The sequence below is a fragment of the Delftia sp. K82 genome, assembly GCF_002193035.1.
Lineage (GTDB): Bacteria > Pseudomonadota > Gammaproteobacteria > Burkholderiales > Burkholderiaceae_C > Comamonas > Comamonas acidovorans.
This window is the reverse complement of record NZ_MYFL01000001.1, coordinates 299750-316642: the sequence shown is the minus strand read 5'-3', so window position 1 is coordinate 316642 and position 16893 is coordinate 299750. Positions and strand designations below refer to the sequence as shown.

At 60.2% G+C, this 16893-nt stretch carries 9 protein-coding genes; 2 read left to right on the top strand and 7 right to left on the bottom strand.

Going from position 1 to position 16893, the window contains the following annotated elements; all coding sequences use genetic code 11:
* Positions 1-90: 90 nt before the first annotated feature.
* The 3 genes from pdxA to KDK82_RS01330 all read right to left on the bottom strand — a co-directional run bounded on the left by pdxA (position 91) and on the right by KDK82_RS01330 (position 3415).
* A complete protein-coding gene (pdxA, locus tag KDK82_RS01340; RefSeq protein WP_088163853.1) occupies positions 91-1152 on the bottom strand; it encodes a 4-hydroxythreonine-4-phosphate dehydrogenase PdxA in 1062 nt (353 codons plus the stop codon).
* A gap of 101 nt (positions 1153-1253) precedes the next feature.
* Positions 1254-2015: a Nif3-like dinuclear metal center hexameric protein gene (locus tag KDK82_RS01335; protein WP_088163852.1), complete on the bottom strand. Its 762-nt coding sequence runs from the start codon at positions 2013-2015 to the stop codon at positions 1254-1256.
* 74 nt (positions 2016-2089) lie between these two features.
* The gene (locus KDK82_RS01330) at positions 2090-3415 is read right to left on the bottom strand and encodes an MFS transporter (protein ID WP_088163851.1); all 1326 of its coding nucleotides are present in this window, start codon (positions 3413-3415) and stop codon (positions 2090-2092) included.
* 747 nt (positions 3416-4162) lie between these two features.
* Between KDK82_RS01330 and KDK82_RS01325 the strand changes: the two genes are divergently transcribed.
* Entirely contained in the window at positions 4163-6364 is a 2202-nt protein-coding gene (locus tag KDK82_RS01325) for a LamG domain-containing protein (protein WP_143343375.1), read from the top strand.
* 211 nt (positions 6365-6575) lie between these two features.
* A protein-coding gene (locus KDK82_RS01320; RefSeq protein WP_088163849.1) for an IS5 family transposase occupies positions 6576-7378 on the top strand; the annotation gives its coding sequence in 2 pieces (ribosomal slippage) (positions 6576-6906 and positions 6906-7378; 804 coding nt in all).
* A gap of 115 nt (positions 7379-7493) precedes the next feature.
* Here KDK82_RS01320 and KDK82_RS31670 read toward each other — a convergent pair.
* The 4 genes from KDK82_RS31670 to KDK82_RS31660 form a co-directional block, all read right to left on the bottom strand.
* Positions 7494-7838 carry a hypothetical protein gene (locus KDK82_RS31670; RefSeq protein WP_143343374.1) on the bottom strand — a complete coding sequence of 115 codons (345 nt, stop codon included), beginning with the start codon at positions 7836-7838 and terminating at the stop codon, positions 7494-7496.
* Positions 7835-12223 carry an RHS repeat-associated core domain-containing protein gene (locus KDK82_RS01315; RefSeq protein ID WP_143343373.1) on the bottom strand — a complete coding sequence of 1463 codons (4389 nt, stop codon included), beginning with the start codon at positions 12221-12223 and terminating at the stop codon, positions 7835-7837. Before KDK82_RS01315 ends, KDK82_RS31670 begins: the two co-directional genes overlap by 4 nt.
* Positions 12223-16503 carry an Ig-like domain-containing protein gene (locus tag KDK82_RS31665; RefSeq protein ID WP_179217833.1) on the bottom strand — a complete coding sequence of 1427 codons (4281 nt, stop codon included), beginning with the start codon at positions 16501-16503 and terminating at the stop codon, positions 12223-12225. The genes KDK82_RS01315 and KDK82_RS31665 overlap by 1 nt, the downstream gene beginning before the upstream one ends.
* A 13-nt stretch (positions 16504-16516) precedes the next feature.
* A partial coding sequence (locus KDK82_RS31660; protein ID WP_218827061.1) for a hypothetical protein occupies positions 16517-16893 on the bottom strand: 377 nt, incomplete at its 5' end.

Sequence of the window (16893 nt, the reverse complement as noted above, 5' to 3'; positions counted from 1 at the left end):
TTCGTGTTTTGACGCAAATCAAAACGCCCGTGGCATGGTTGCCACGGGCGTTTTCCATTACTGCAGATTCCCGATGCTTGGGCTAGCCATTCAAGCCGCCAATTTGCGCGCCATTCGCACGGACTCAATCAGGCTGCTCGCCTCTGCAAGGCCCTGCCCTGCAATATCGAAAGCCGTGCCGTGATCCGGACTGGTGCGCACCAGCGGCAGCCCCAATGTGACATTCACGCCCTTTTCCACGCCCAGGTACTTCACGGGAATCAGTCCCTGGTCGTGGTACATGGCCAGCACCACGTCGAACTCGCCGGGGTGGCCGGGCGCATTGCGGGCGCGCATGAACACCGTATCGGGCGCAAAAGGTCCATGGGCGTCCAGGCCCTCGGCACGCGCCTGGGCGATGGCCGGGGCAATGATCTCCACCTCCTCGCTGCCGAACAGGCCGCCCTCGCCCGCATGCGGGTTCAGCCCTGCCACACCGATCCGCGGTGGGCGGCCCAGGCTGCGCGACAGGGCCTCATGCGTGATGCGCAAGGTCTGCAGCAGGTTGTCCTTCGTTACCGCATCGATCGCCTTGCGCAACGAGGTATGGATGCTGACCAACACCGTCCGCAACTCATCATTGGCCAGCATCATGCGCACCGGCATGCGGTCAAGGCCCACACCCGCATGCTGCGCAGCCTCGAACTGCAGCAGCTCGGTATGACCAGGAAAGTCCACGCCCGCAGCATGCAGCGCCTCCTTGTGCAGGGGCGCCGTCACAAGAGCCGCGATTTCGCCTCGCAAGGCAGCCCGCGCGGCCCAGACCACGCAGCGCGCAGCCGCGTCACCGGCGCTGGCACTCACCTGGCCCCAGGGCGCAGGACCGGGCAGCCCGGGCAGCTCCAGCAAAGGAATGCACTGGGGCGGAACCTGCCACAGTTGCTCAGCCGACTCGATGACGGCCACGGGCATGGGAATGGCGTTGTCGCCATCGCGCGCACGCGCCGCCACGGCGGCTGCCCGGCGCAGCGTCTGCAACTCGCCGACGACGAAGCAGCCGCGCATCTGCTCGGGCGCGCCCATGAACGCCTTGGCGATGGTCTCGGGCCCCACCCCGGCAGAGTCGCCCTGGGTGATGGCCATCAAGGCCGTGGACTGTGTGGAATCAGGCATTTTCAGTATCCGGGTCAGGCAAGCCGGTCATTCGCACCACGCTTGCAGCAAAAGGCCTCGACCCCTGGGCGGGCCAATAGTGGGCCACTAACAGGCCAGCATCAGGCCGGATTGTCGATCTCGATGAAACGGTGCTCCAGCCCCAGCTCCAATGCCACCTGCCCCGCCAGGGCCGGCGCACCATAGCGCTCGGTCGCATGGTGGCCGGCAGCCAGGAAGGCCACGCCCGTCTCGCGCGCCAGGTGCGCCTGCGGCTCGGAAATCTCGCCCGTGATGAAGGCATCGGCCCCAGCGGCAATCGCGGCCTCGAAGAAACCTTGCGCGCCGCCCGTGCACCATGCAATGCGGCGAATGGGGTGAATGGAGCGCAAGCGCTCTCCCCCCACGCAGACAGGCGTGCGCCCCAGCGCCTGCTCCACATGCCTGCCCAGCGCCGCCGCGTCGGCAAACTCCGCCGCGGCCATCCAGCCCAGGTTCTGCTCGCCAAACGTTGCCTGGCCCTCAAGCCCCAGCTGCACACCCAGCTGCGCGTTGTTGCCCCATTGCGGATGGGCATCCAGCGGCAGGTGGTAGGCAAAGAGATTGATGTCATGGGCCAGCAGCAGGCGGATGCGCTCCTTGAGCCAGCCCGTGATGCGGCCATCCATGCCGCGCCAGAACAGGCCGTGGTGCACGAAGATGGCATCGGCCTGCGCCTCGATGGCCGCCTCAATCAGCGCCCGGCTTGCCGTCACCCCGCTGACGATGCGGCGGATCTCGCCGCGCCCCTCCACCTGCAGGCCGTTGGGACCGTAGTCCTTGAAGCGCTCGGGCTGCAGCAAACCGTCGAAGTGGGCCAGGAGTTCTTGTCGCGTGGTGCTCATGAAAGGATTGTCAGCGATCCATGCGGCGCCCAAGAAAAAGGGCAGCCATGCTGCCCTTCATTCCACTGCCAAGCTCAGCCGCGCCTGGGTTGCCAACCATGGCAGGCCAGGGGCCAGAAGCCGATGGCCGCGCCCAGGATGCCCATGGCCGCCACATAGTGGGCCGGCGCCATCACATCCACCTGCTGCCACACGGACACCAGCATGGGCGTCATGCCGCCGAACACCGCATAGGCCATGTTGTAGGCAAAGGACAGGCCCGTGAAACGCACCTCGGCCGGGAAGGCGCGCACGCCCACCACCGGCAGCAGCGCAATGCTGCCCACGAAAAAGCCCACCAGCGCGTAGCTCCACACCAGCGAGGACGCCGTGCCCGGCAGGTTCAGATAGAACGCATAGGCCGTCACCGTCATGCCCAGCCAGCCCGTGACCATGGCCACACGCGTGCCCATCCGGTCGGACAGCCAGCCCCAGAACACACAGCCCAGCGTCAGCGTCACCGTGGCCACGGCATTGGCCTTCATGGCCAGGGCCGCGTCGATGTGGAAGACCTTCTGCAGATAGGCCGGCGTGAACAGCACCACCACCACGATGGCCGTGGACAGCACCCAGGTCATCAGCGCCACCAGCACGCAGGCCTGGCGGTGGTCGCGCACGATGGTCTTGAGCGGCAGTTCGCGGTCGGCCTGCTTGCGTGCCATCAGCTCCTGGAAGATGGGTGTCTCGTGCAGGAACTTGCGCAGGTAGACCGATACCAGGCCAAACACGCCGCCCAGGATGAAGGGCATGCGCCAGGCCCAGTCGTGGATCTCCTCGGCGCTGTAGGTGCTGTTGAGCCAGACACCGATGATGGAGCCCAGGAAGATGCCGCCCGTGATGCCCGAAGTCAGCGAGCCGATGGCAAAGCCATAGTGGCGCGCCGGCGCATGCTCGGCCACGAAGACCCAGGCGCCCGGCATCTCGCCACCAATGGCCGCGCCCTGCAGCACGCGCATGGCCAGCAGCAAAATCGGCGCGGCAATGCCGATGGCGGCATAGGTGGGAAGCAGGCCGATCACCAGCGTGGGCACGGCCATCAGGAAGATGGACAGCGTGAACATCTTCTTGCGGCCCAGGATGTCGCCAAAGTGCGCAATCAGAATGCCGCCGATGGGCCGGGCCAGGTAGCCCGCCGCAAAAATGCCCAGCGTCTGCAGCTGGCGCAGCCAGTCCGGCATCTCGGCCGGGAAGAACAGCTTGCCGATGACGTTGGCGAAGAAAACGAAAACGACGAAGTCGTAGAACTCCAGGGTGCCGCCCAGGGCCGACAGGCCCAGGGTCTTGTAGTCCTGTCGGTTGAGAGGACGTGCGGTCGCAACAGCAGGGGCCATGCCCGGCTGCGCTTGGTCAAGCGTAGTCATGGTTTTTTTCCAGGGATCGAACAGCAGGACGGCGCGGTGGATGCCACGGCAACGGATGAGCGTGCAGCGGCAGATCGTTCTGCAAGACTTCGGGATCGGAGGACTTGGCTCTCTCTTGGGGCCGGCTTGTGGGCCGGCGCAACAGCGAACGCGGCGTGGCGCAGTCGTCGGGGGATTCTAGGGTTTGTACTGTAGCTGTGTGGAGAGCGCGGCTTTGGCGCCCTTGGGCGCAACATCACGGCGGACCGTCTACCCGCTCTGGCATACGGATCATGGAAGGGCAGGCGTGCTGGCAGGCGAGCAAACGCCCTTCAACAGTGCAGCGCTTGCATCGCGCCAGCCAGATGGAATTGATCGTTCATAACCCTTGCGGCGTCTGTTGCGGGTCGCAGGCAAGGAGCCTTTGAATCGGCCCTGGATCGGCTTCCTTCACAAGCCCTCCAGACTCTGCCCGCGAAAAGGCATGACGGTCAGACCAATCCTATTTTTGCGGACATGAACAGGCTGCTGCGTGAGCATCTGGTTCGCTGATCACCGCCGCTCGCCGACGCAGGTATTCCCGATGAAGGGTCACGGCCGTCAATTTCACTCTTCAAGAAGTCCGGCCCAGCCGATTCCGGCGGAACGCAAAAGCCATGGCCCGCATATTGCAAAAAAACGACAACCAACAAATACCAAGAATGGGTATGTGGACTGTACTTCATCCATACTCGCGTTCCGGTTGGTTCAACACACAGAGGTCGTGCGGTGAGTGAATTGTTCAAAGTGAAGCGCATAGCCCGTCAAGCTGGCGCTAAATTTCTTTTGCTGCTCGCAATGCTGGCGAGCAGCAGTCAATCTATAGCCCAAAGCCTCACAGAAATCACTGGCCGCATTGAAAGCAATATCACACTGCGCGCCGCACAGTCGCCTTATACATTCCAAGGCGCCGTCGTGCTGGGCAATGACGCAACCATGAACGTCGAGCCCGGTGTGACGATTCGCATGGCACGGGATGCCAGCTTCACTCTTCAAAAAGGTGCTTTCAACGCTGTTGGCACCTCAACCAAACCGATCGTGATTACCTCCGCCGAAAGCACTCCCGCTGCAGGGGATTGGGGGACATGGCGTTTTACTGCTGGCACCGACAATTCGCTGACACGGTTGGTCTATGTACATTTCGAATATGGTGCGGGTATCGCCATCGAGGCGTCGTCCCCACAAATATCCAATACGATCATTCATCATCACAACGCGCCTGCAGTGATAATGGATCTGGAGTCTTCTCCCGTGGGAAACGGCAACTCGGCTTACGGAAATCTTCTGAATGCGATCGTTGTGCCATCTGGCCATATCCGAAATTCAATAACTTGGGGTTTGCTGGGCATTCCCTATCTCGTACAACAGGGCTTGATTCATGTGGGTCAAGAGGCTCTTGCTATTAAGCCCGCCAGCCTCAAACTCAATCCTGGTACTGAAAGCTCTCTTCAGATATCAATCGATACAGCGGCGCCTTCTGGCGGCGTAACCCTGGACGCAGGCAGCAGCAATCCTTCAGTTGCCTCAACAAGCACCAGCATCTTCATTCCGGAGGGGCAACATAGCGCGGATCTTAAAGTTCAAGCAAACAATCTTGGCCTCGCGAAAATCACCGTCAGTCATGCCAGTCTGGGCATTGCGGAGGCTCAGGTTGAAGTGCGAGATATGCCTTTGCTAAGTCTGGCGCCTTCGAGTGCCGTGCTCAATCAAGGCGTTCGCACTACCATGACTGTGTGTCTGCCGAATCCCGAAGCTCGCGACGTCCCCGTTCAGCTGACAGTGGTAAATCCTTCAATACTGAATGTCTCTGCATCGGTTGTCGTGCAGGCTGGACAGCAATGTGCGAGTTTTGATGTGACCGGTCTGGCTGCCGGTGCGACCCGTTTGACCGCTCACGCCGAGAACTTCTCCTCTGTACTCGCAACCCTCGTCGTGCGTGGCGAGACGACAGTGTCGGTGCCGACGGACAAGCGCCTTCTGGTTTCTGCGGCACGGGGAGAGAGCTATTTCAGCCAGCTTTCCGGCCAAGTTGTTTCGTCTGCATCTTCTTCTGTTGTCTGGATGCTTGCTGCAGGAACACTACCGGACGGGCTGACGCTGAATGCGCAAGGCCTCATCAGCGGCGTGAGTACCGCTGCCAATGGGTACTACAAGTTCTCGGTTCAGGCTTTTGATCCCGACAGCAATGTATTGGAGTCATTTGACGTCGAAATGGGGGTTGGTGCAGTCGTACTGCTGATGCATTTTGACGGCGAGAATTCTGGAACCACCTTTTTCGAAGAGACGGGGAAAAATGTATCCAGAAGCGGTACGGTGCTCACGATGGGGGATGTTAAAAAAGTAGGCACTGCGAGCGTGCGCTTTAATGGCAGCGGATCGATGTTGCATGTTCCATATTCGGAAGACATGAATCTCTCCAGCTCAGACTTCACCATTGAGTTTTGGCTGTATTTGCGAGCCTGGAGTGGAACGTCACTGTACGGCACGGTGCTTTCCAAAAGAACCAGCGGAGCCGATCATGACTACAGCATCATCAACAACGATGCAGAAATTGGTTTTCAATATGCCAGTCCAACAGCGGGCAACGCATGGTTTAGCATGGGGCTGCATGATGTGGCACAGAATCAATGGGCTCACTTTGCCGTTTCGCGCCTAGGCAATCAGCTCTACAGCTACCGCAATGGAGTAGAGATGAATCGATTGACACTTTCACGTGATTTGAACAACTCAGCCCTCATTACGCAGTTTGGGCAAAGTCTTGGGTATGGTGATTCGTACCTAAATGCCAATGTGGATGAATTGCGCATCACGAAAGGAGTGGCTCGCTACATCGGTGGCTTCCCCCCCCCCCCACTCGGGCGTCGGATTTTCCGCGATGAGATTTATCGCTGGCATTTCCCACATATTAGGTCGCTTCAAAACTGGAGTTGAGCGACTTTCCATTTTTTGATCCAACCTCTTTTTGACGAATTCGCTTAGAGTCAGGTGGCCAAGCAAACCGTGCGGGCGATGATGGTTATAGTCATGCTGCAAGCCTTCAATTTATCCTGCGCATCCTGCATGGTAATGAGTCCCCGTCTCTTAGAGTGGCTAACACCACTTCGTCACAGGCCCCCGCAGAGCAGTTATGCTCGCTGCCCTCATGGCAAGACGACCCGTTAGCAAAGAACTGTGGCGACAGCTACAACCCCTGATCCCAGCCTTCGTGCCTTCTGCCAAAGGCGGTGCGCGCAAACTCGCAGTCAGCGATGAAGCTGCCCTCAACGGCATCTTGTTCGTGCTGCAAACAGGCATTCCATGGGAAGACCTTCCCCAATCCCTGGGCTACGGCAGCGGCATGACTTGCTGGCGGCGGCTGCGCGACTGGAATGCCGCTGGTGTCTGGGAGCAGCTGCACCAAGCCATGCTGACTCGCTTGCGTGAACATGACCAAATCGATTGGAGCAGGGCCAGCATTGATGGCTCCTCGGTACCAAGCCCCCGGGGGGCCAGGAAACGGGCCCAAACCCCACGGACAGAGGCAAGCTTGGCTCCAAGCGTCACATCATCGTAGATGCCAGAGGCATCCCGCTGGTGATCAGCGGCGCGAACCGGCACGACTCCAAGATGTTCGAGAGGTGCGTGGACGCAATTCCTGCGATTGCTGGCCTGCCAGGACGTCCCCGTAGAAAACCGGCAAAGCTGCACGCCGACAAAGGCTACGACTTCAAGCGATGCCGAGCCCACCTGAGGCAGCGGGGCATCATTGGCCGAATTGCCAGACGAGGCATTGAGAGCAGCGAGAGGCTGGGCAAACACCGGTGGGTGGTGGAGAGGACGCACAGCTGGTTTGCAGGCTTTGGCAAGCTGCGAATCCGCTTTAAACGACGGCTGGATATCCACGAAGCGCTGCTGAAATTGGCGGCAGCGATCATCTGCGCGCGCTTCGTGGATCGGTGGCGTTAGCCAGTCTAAACAGGTTGTGCTGGCAGTCCTTTTGTTCGTAGGCCGTGAGAAGGCCGTCGGCATCGTATTGGTAGCTGATATGTCGGTCTCGGTTTCCGCTCACTAGGTGAGCATATCAATTACGCAGAACAAACGCAACCACTATGCCAACAATGCCCCCCACATAAGACAAGAAGAACTCAATAACCATCAATTTGGATGAAACAACAAGATTTCCATCATATAAATATTTTAAGAATTTGATATTCACCAAAAGATTCCCCTTAAATCTATCAGCAACATTATTCAAACCAACTATATAGCCTGACAAAAAATGCGCATAATAAAATGGAACTACACAGCATCCGAGCAAGAATATCAAAAGACTAGAATCACTATTTACCTTATGCAAGAAAATTGCAAATATAATCGCCGCCAAATATATCAGAAAAACGAGAATACCATACTTAACTCTATTCATACGCCTCCCGTACATATAGCCGCTGGACCTTTATCATTAATTTCCTTAATAATCTTCAGAACATCAGCTCCGAACTTCAAGTATCCAGACGAAGCAGCCCCCTCCGCCATAAGCATGGCCATCATTCCTTTTGGTCCAAACCACGCAGATACAGGATTAAACCCGATTGGAACTGTAAAATTCCTGGAAACAGGGACATCAATGGTAACCAGACTTCTGCTTTCTTGACCACAGCAATCCTGCACACATGTTACGTGTGCAACAACTCTGGCTTTCGCGTTAAAAATCCCCTCAAACATATATATTGTCAGCATGTTTGAAATCTTTGGAGAGTGGATCTCTGAAACTCCCACAAAAGAGATTGAGCGCTGAAATGTAGTCGGCCTTGTTGCCCAATATGCACTCTTTAAAGTGCACAGCCCTTCGGCATCCCCATTGGACAGAGGGTTCCCATGCGCATACAAATACAAATTCACCCCGCCCATAAGCCCTATTGGATCAGCCTGATAATAACCACCAGTCCATGGTCGGTAATTTCTATTAAAATTATAATACCCCCCATTTTCTCTATCAAAATAATGACCTGAAAATCTCAGATTCATTTCCACCCCTCCGGCCAACACTCCTGCAGCACCATACGCCTCTGATACAGAACGCCATGCAACCGAGCCATATTGATCCGTACCTAAAATTGGCGTAGCCAAGTGATCTGTATGCAGATAAATAAATTCAGTTTTGCCGGACTCTAAACTCTGACCATCCAAATTAGCTTGCCAAATCGGATCTGTACTCCAAAGTCCATTCTGAATCGCCAAAGGATTGAATCCGTATGCTTTAACAAAATCTCCATCTTCATCAGCCTCTCCCAACAAGCCCGTGTCTCCATAAATAAAGTAATCTACTTTTAGATTTCCACCTTCATCAACTTTCTTACTAATTCGTCGACCAAAAGGATCGTAGCGATAATGCGATTTAATGTGCGGCACGTTTAAATCTTTAGATGCACTGACGTACTGCGTCAATCGCTCCGCGGCATTGTAAATATAGGCAATCGCTCCTTCAGAGTTTATTTCCTTTGCCACATGTCCTTGAGGGGTGTAACTAACCTCAGTCTGAGTAGGTTGTTGCGATTTTTTGAAAGGCAGCAACCTTGGGTAAGCAATTAACTGGTTGTCCGCATTGTACTTCCATTGGCCAGGCTGGTGAGTGCTGTAAGTTCGGTTATACAAGGCATCATATTGGTATGCCTCATTCGGAACACCTAAATCCTGTAATTCTTTCTGCGGTACTGCACTAGCGACTCTGTCCAAAGCATCATAGCTATATTTTGTCGCACCCAAGTCGCTTTTTATTCCTGATACATTACCCGCCACATCATATTCATAAATAAGGCTAGTCAATGGCCGATCCATAGACCCATATATCTCTATAGACAATGGTCTTTGCAGCACATCCAATTTAATCTTCTTCACCGCACCTGGCATTGTCGTCTTCAGCGGAAGCATCCATTGATAATCTTCGTAGATGATTTTCTTATGATTCGGCAGATTAATATTTATCAATCTACCTTCTTTGTAATTAAAAAGGCTTTCACTCCCATCTGGATATACATTTCCCGATAAATTACCATCAGCGTTGTATCTCTGCCCCACCGTGAAGCTGAAGCTGCCCGTGTTGTCCACCTTGCCGTAGGTCACCTTGTTCTGGGTGGTTCTTCCTTGCGCGTCCTTGTCGTAGGTGGCGCTGCTGATCAGGTTCTGCTGGCCGTCCTTTTGTTCGTAGGCGGTGAGCAGGCCGTCTGCGTCGTATTGATAGCTAATCTTCTGGTCTGTTTCCTTGCCTTGGAGCCTGTGCTCTTCCTGCCCCATGCGGCCAGCCTTGTCATAGGCGTAGCTACGCGTGTTGCCGCCTGCGTCCGTGCGTTGTGTCAGTTGGCCTGCGGCATCGTAGGCATACAGAATGGCGCCGCCCATGGGGCGGGTTTCCTTGATCAGGCGCCCTGCCTTGTCGTATTCGAATTTGTGGGTGTTGCCCTTGGCGTCGGTCAGGCTGGTGAGCTGGTCATGGGCGTTCCAGGTCTGCTTGGTGGCCTGGGCCATGGGGTCGATGGTTTTGACGAGGCGAGCCAGGCCGTCGTATTCATAGACAGTGGAGCGGCCTGCCGGGTCGATGCTGGCGACCCTCTGGCCCAGGTTGTCGTATTGCTGGTGTTGGGTGCGGGTCTGGTCCGGCGTCGAGGGATTCGCCAGGTGTTGGGTGACGGCGGTTTGCCGTCCGTTCTGGTCGTACTGGTAGGTCTCCTTGTACGTGGGGTACTGGGTGGCGATGAGCAGGCCGGCCAGCGGACTGCCGTCTTCCCCATATTCGTAGCCGATGGTGTTGCCTGCCGCATCGATGCTGCTGGCGATGCGGCCCCGGCTGTCATAGGTGGTCTGCGTGACAAGGCCGCTGGGGCTGGTGGTGCTCAGGGGCAGGCCCGTGCTGTCATAGGTGATGCGTGTGCCTGCACCTTGGGTCTGGCCGGGGGCAATGGTTTCGATGACCCGGCCTTGCGGGTCGTAGCGGGTTTGCTGGGTTCTGCCTGCTGCGCTAATGCTCTGGGTGCGTCGCCCCCTGGCGTCGTATTGGTGGACTGTGCTCTGGCCGAGGGCGTTCGTAGTCTGGGTCAGCCGGCCTGCGGCATCAAAGCTCAGCGTGGTGGTGTTGCCCAGGGCATCGGTCTGCGTGGCGGGCAGACCTGCTGCGTTGTAGCTGGCTTTGCTGCTGTGGCCCAACGGGGCGGTGGCTTCGATCAGGCTGCCGTTGTTGTCGTAGCGGTAGGTGGTCGTTCTGCTGTCTTCGCCTGTGCCGTCGCCCGCGCCCGTGCTACGGCTGGTCAGTTGACCGTAGCTGTCGTACTGGTAGCGCGTGGTGCGTTGTTCGGGCCGACCCAGGGCTTCGGTCCAGCTGGTGACGCGGCCTTTGTCGTCATGGGTCCAGGTGCTGGTAATGCCGCCCTGGTTGATGTGCTTTGTCCTGAGGCCGCGCACGGGCTCGTATTCGTATTGGTCCCGGCTGCCATCCGGGTAAATGATCTGCAGCGGCTGGTAGTTGTAGTCGTAGTGGGTGGTGGTGGTCAGGCCCCGCGTGTCGATGGCGCGGGTCTGGTAGTTGCCGTCCCAGAGGTTTTTTGCTGCGGGTTTGCCGTTGAAGGTTTTTTCGAGCTCGTTGCCTTCACGGTCGTAGAGGTAGACGGTGGTGTTGCCCCGGCAGTCCAGGTAGGTGACGAGGAACTGGCGTTTTTCTCGCAGGTACTGGTTCTTGCCGGTGGAGGCGCAGCCCTGTCCATCGAATTTGCCGACACGGCCACCGCCCCAGAGGTTGGCGAGTTTGCTGGTGGTGCCGCTGGTGCCCGTGGGGTCCAGGACCTTGCCGGCGGCGCCCAGGGTGAGCAGCGGTGCGGGGGCAGGGATGCTTTGGCTGTACTGGACCGTGACCTGGGCGCCCAGGGGGTCGGTGCGGCTGGTGAGCTGGCCGTTGCCGTCGTAGGTGTAGCTCCAGCGCTGGCCCATGACGTCGGTGGCCTGGGTGAGCAACTGCCCATTCCATTGGTAGCTGACGCTGCGCCCGGCCCGGTCTTCGATGCGGGTGATGAGGCCATTGGTCAGGGTGGCCGTGTAGACGGTACCGCCATGGTGGTCCAGGATGCGGGCCCGCGTGGCGCTGTCGTAGGCAAAGCGCACGCTGATGCCGTTAGTGTTGGCGTAGCCCAGGATGCGGCCCTGTGCGTCGTAGTCGATGCTGTTGCCCAGGCGGTCGTACCAGCGCCACTGTGCTTGCGGGTTCTGGGCACTGCCGCCTTCGGCAAGCCGCTTGATGAAGACGGGCGCGTTGTTCTTGCCCTTGGCGATGTAGAGGTCGGCCTGGCCGCTGCGCTCGTAGAGGACGCCTGCGCGTTCGATGAGCCGGGCGTCACGGCCCAGCGGGTCGAGTTCGAAGTTCAAAGGCGCCCAGGCCGGGTTGAGCCACCAGCGGCCCTGGCTCCAGCTGCGCGCGATGTCCAGCGGGCCGCCCAGGACCTGTACGCGCAGGTCGATGTGGGTTTCGGTGTATTCGCCGTTGATCCAGCGCACCTGGGGTTCGCTGGCCTGGGTGGTGAGGGAGTAGCCGGGATCGCCCGGGCGGGTGAAGGCACTGGGACTGGAGTAGTCCTGCGCGTTGACCATCGATGGCAGCAGGCTTGCTGCTGCAAGGACTGCGCACAGCCAACCGTGCACAGCATGTTTTCTGTTTCTCATTTCTTCCCCTCTCGTCTCGCGAATCGTTTGCCTTGTTGAATGCATCTCTTGGGCTGACGGCCGGGCGATGCCCGGTCGTGGCTGATGTGTGGTGAATACTTTTTGCATTAGCGGAAGTCGCCTCCACCTCCTGCGCCTCCGCCGCCCGAACCGCCTCCGCCCGAGCCTCCCCCACCGGGGCCCGCGCCACCGCCTGCGCAGCACTGGCCACGGCAGGTGGGCGTGCATTCGGGGGCCAGCGGCAGCGGGGTTCCTTGCGCACCGCCGCCTGCCCCGCCCCAGCCCGGGTAGCCTGGGCCGCAATACTCACGGCCATTGATCACCTGGCATCTGGTGTCGGGCTGCCAAGGAGGAGTTGCACCAGAGCCACCGCCACAAGCCCCCCCGACCAGCCGACCGAATGTGGAGGAAACCGTGCGCGTTTCTTCCTCTCCATTGGCACAGACCCAGCCACATTCCGCCGTGGCCCACTGCGCATAGGACGAGCAGCTGCCTGCATTGCGCGCATTCACCACGATGCTCTGCACGGCACCCATCTCCGCCGAACGTGCCTGCCTGAAGCCCATGCTGCGCGGGTGCAGCTTGACGGCCGTGATGCGGTAGGGAATGACCACGCGCTGCTTGGCGGCCAGGGTCTTGGGGATGTCCGCCAGGAATTCGTAGCGGTAGTACTCGTCGGACTGCGGCGGTGTGAAGACGACCTTGTCGGCCTGGATCAGGCCGTAGTTGGTCAGCGTCAGCTCGCCCGTGAATTCCTCGCCCACCTGCAGCTCGGGCAGGCTGATGGACAGGGGCTCCAGCAGCACCACGGGGGCCGGTACCTGGGTCTGGAAGGTGGCTTCCAGGGTGATCTGGTACTCGTCCTTGATGGTGGTTTCCGTCACGCTGAAGTCGATGCTGATGGTCTGGTACTGCAGGTGCACGCGCTCCGAGGTGGTGACGCCCGGGCGCACGAAGATGCGGCCCGACCTGTCGGCATGGCGCGGGCCGCTGGCGCGGTAGGTGTAGGTGCCGGGCGGCAGGTCGGTGAGCACGGCCTTGCCCTGCGCGTCCGTAGTGAGGGTGCGCAGATAGGTGAGCACGGCATCGTTTTGCAGGCGGATGCGCACGTTGGCCACGCCCGGTATGGGCTTGCCGCCCGCGTCCAGCGTTTCCGTGAACAGGTCGGTGGCATGGAAGCTCAGCCCGCCCTGCCCGCTTTGCGTGACGGCCACCGAGACGGGTATGGTGCCCGTGCCCTGGTTGCTGGCCGTGATCTGCAGTCGGTAGTTGTAGATGCCGTCGGCCACGTCCTTGCCCGGGCTGGCCGTGACCTGGATGGGCACCTGGGCGCCCACGTCCACGGCGCCGATGTGGCTGGCGCTGGACAGGAAGATCCAGGAAGGCGCGGCCCGGCCATCCTTGTCCACCAGCTGAACCTTCACGTCCTGGGCCGCCACCAGGCCACGGTTGCCGATGGTGATGCTTTCGGTGACGGTTTTTTCCTGCTGTACCCCGGTTTCTATGTAGGTGGGGTTGGCAAACAGCTCGGGCAAGGCTTGCACCAGCCGGTAGTGGATGGTGAAGCTGCCCCGGGGCGTGTCCCCTGTCTCGCTGGCGTAGGCCGTGAGCACGACGGTGCCCGTCTCCCCGGCCGATGCACTGCCCGTGAAGCGGATAACCATTGGCACCGAGGCGCCTGCTGCCACATTGACCGGCGCACCCGGCTCCACGCTGATGCCCGGCGGCAGGCTGCCGCTGGGCTGCTGTGCCGGAACCACGGCCCAGCGCACGCCAGTGGCGCCCGTGCCCGCGCTGGCACGCGCGTTGACCGTGATGCTGGCGGCAAAGCCGCGCGGCGCGGTGAGCTGGTAGCTGGCCAGGTCGAAGCTCAGCCGGTTGATGGTGAAGCGCCCCTGCTCGGTGGTGGTGGCCTCTTCCGGATGGATGACGGAGACGATGTAGGTGCCGTTGTCATTGGCCGTGGGCACGAATTCGTAGCGGTACTGGCCGCTGTCGTCGGTGGCGATGCCTATGCGCCGCTTGAAGCCCGAGATGTCCAGCACCATGCGCAATGCTGCGTTGGCCATGGGCTGCCCGCTGGCGCGTGATACGGCGGCACCGGCAATGACGACGCGCTGCGCGCCGTACGAGACCGCCGGGCTGACGGAGCTGACCGTGCCCGTATAGGGCGTCTTGGGCTGCTCCGGCTCGGGCGGCTTGTTGTTCACGGTGACGGCGCGCGTGGCTTCGCCGGTCTTGCCTGCCTTGCTGGTGGCCACGGCCCTGAGCGTGAGGGCACCGTTGGCCACGCCCGACGTGTCCCACTGCACGCTGAACGGAGCCTGCGTGGCCGAGCCGATCAGGCTGCCATTGGCGAAGAAATCGACCTTGGCAATGCCGTCCGGTGCCGAGGCGGCGACACCTACGGCCGTGCTGCCGACAACAGTGGCATCCTGGCCCGGCACGGTGAAGTTCACCGTCGGAGCCGCGATGGCATAGGTCACGGCAACCGCCGCGCTCCTGGGACTGGTGCCGCGCGCATTGCTGGCCGTCGCTTCGATGCGGTGCGCGCCTTCGGCTGGCAGGGTCAGGCTGCCGGAAAAGCCGCCATTGGCTGGCACGGCCATCGGGCTGCCCACGGCCTGGCCGCCCAGATACAGCTGCACCTGCGAGCCCGCCATGGCCGTGCCGGAGACGGCCAGTTGCGGCGTGGACACCTGTGCGTTGTTGACGGGCTGCGCAATGACCGGGGCAGGTGGTGCGCTGAGACTGAGCGTGAACGGTATGTCCAGCACGGCCGCAATGCCGTCCGAGTCGGTGGCGGTGATGCTGAACCGATGCGCGCCATTGGGCAGTTGTGCAAAGTCGATGAACTGGCTGTGGTTGAAAGGGCTGGTGTTGCCACCGCTGCGCTCGAAGATCTGCAGGCCGTTGATGGTGGCCTTGACGTTGGCAATGCCGATGGGGCTTTGCGCGGACACGGCCAATTCGCCTGCGGCGGAAATGGTCGCATCGGGCACAAGCGCCGCGCCTGCCAAAGTGGCGGTGATGACCGGACCTTGACCACCCTTTTTCTGCACTTGCACGGGGCGCGTTGCCGTGTTGCTCAGGCCTATGCCATTGGTGGCCCTGGCCTGCAGGGTGTAGTTGCCGTTGCGCACGGCAGCCAGCGCCCAGGTGGTCTGGAAAGGTGCTTCGGTCAGCAGGGCCAGGCGCTGGCCATCCACCAGGATTTCCACCTGCTGCACGCCTTCAGGATCGGTCACGTTGATGGCGATGGTCGTGTCCTGCTCCAGCACGGCACCAGCGGCTGGCTGGTCGAACTGCACCAAAGGGCCTTCAGGTGCGTAGGCAATGGGTTGTGCCAGCGAGAACTGGTTGACGCCGCCCTGTGCCGTACGGAACTGCACATGGATCATCTTGTCCCCCGCCCCCAGGGACAGCGTGTAGCTTGCCAGCATGGGGTGGCCCGTCATGCTCTGCCATGCAGCACTTTCGAACTGATCGCTTTCCTGCAGACGGAATTGCGAGGCCTGCGGGCAGTCAAGACGCAGCTCCACGGCACGCACGCGCGTGGCATAGCCTTGCGTGGGAACGATGGTGCAGGCCAGTACGGGCTCGGCCGTCAGGTAGGCGCCATAGTCCACTCCCGTGCTGACGGCATTGCCCTGGCCTGCAGGGTTGGCCACCGCATCGCGCGGGCCGCTAGCATGGCCCCACCAGTTACCCTTGGCCTGAACGATGCTGGACGGACTGGTGTTGCGTATGCCGAACTGGGTGTTGCCCGAAATATCGGATTCACCGATGTACGGGGTGGCCCCCTGCTCGGCCAGCAGACCCACGCCGTTGCCTGTGATACGCGAGCGTGTGATGCGGGGGATGCCGCTGCCGACGATGCGGATGCCAACGGCGTTGCCAGCAAGTTGCAGCCGGTCGAAGCTGTAGCTGGCGCCCGCCAGCACCAAACCCGCACCTCCTGCCATATGGGTTGGCAAGCCATCGGTACCACCGGCATGGTGGATGGACAGGCCATCCAGCTTCAGGTTGGCGGGAAGGGCTTCAGGTGCCACCAGCACACCCAGCCAGTCGCCGGCCTGCGGCGCCCGGGTTTGCGGCCCCTGCGGCTGCACCGGGCCCAGTTGCGAGTCGTCGTGACTGCTGGTCAGCACAACGGCAGATCCCGTGTGCAGGCCGCCGCGCACGCTGATGCCGGCGCCCTGGCCGAATTTGACGATCACGCCATCGGCAATGGTCAGCTGGGCCGTATCGGCTGCGATGGCCGTGCTCATGCCCAGGACGACGGCCAATGCCGCCACGGACCGCCGCTGCAGCACTGTCAGCGGGTTGAGCCAGCCGGGCTCCGACAGGACGGAGCGGGCATGTTGGAAAAATCGGGAGCGTTGCATGGTCATCTCCTTCTTATGGATTCACCGTGATCGACGCACTGATGGCAGGCGTGAACCCGGGCGAACTGGCCGTGATCTGGGTGGTACCGGGGGCGACGGCCGTGAAGGTGGCGTAGGTAGAACTACCAGTGTTGGCGTTCCAGGTCACGGTGTCTGTGACGTTGCCTATGGAAGGAACGGAACTGGTGAAGGTGATGGTCAGGGGATTTGACGGATATTGGCTTGTTGACCAATAGGCTCCGGGTACTTCGGCAGACACATAGATGGAATTCGCTTTCTGCCCGGCTTTCAACGAAGCCGGAACTGACTGCAGACGCAACGTCGGTGCCACTGTTTCCACGTTGATATAGATGGAATCCATACCTGCAGCAGAGGCCTCGATCTGCGTGG

What these genes read in the sequence shown, in the direction of transcription:
- KDK82_RS01330 (WP_088163851.1), bottom strand. Translation starts at nt 3,415, where the DNA reads ATGACTACGCTTGACCAAGCGCAGCCGGGCATGGCCCCTGCTGTTGCG.
- pdxA (WP_088163853.1), bottom strand. Translation starts at nt 1,152, where the DNA reads ATGCCTGATTCCACACAGTCCACGGCCTTGATGGCCATCACCCAGGGC.
- KDK82_RS01335 (WP_088163852.1), bottom strand. Translation starts at nt 2,015, where the DNA reads ATGAGCACCACGCGACAAGAACTCCTGGCCCACTTCGACGGTTTGCTG.
- KDK82_RS31665 (WP_179217833.1), bottom strand. Translation starts at nt 16,503, where the DNA reads ATGCAACGCTCCCGATTTTTCCAACATGCCCGCTCCGTCCTGTCGGAG.
- KDK82_RS31670 (WP_143343374.1), bottom strand. Translation starts at nt 7,838, where the DNA reads ATGAATAGAGTTAAGTATGGTATTCTCGTTTTTCTGATATATTTGGCG.
- KDK82_RS01315 (WP_143343373.1), bottom strand. Translation starts at nt 12,223, where the DNA reads ATGCAAAAAGTATTCACCACACATCAGCCACGACCGGGCATCGCCCGG.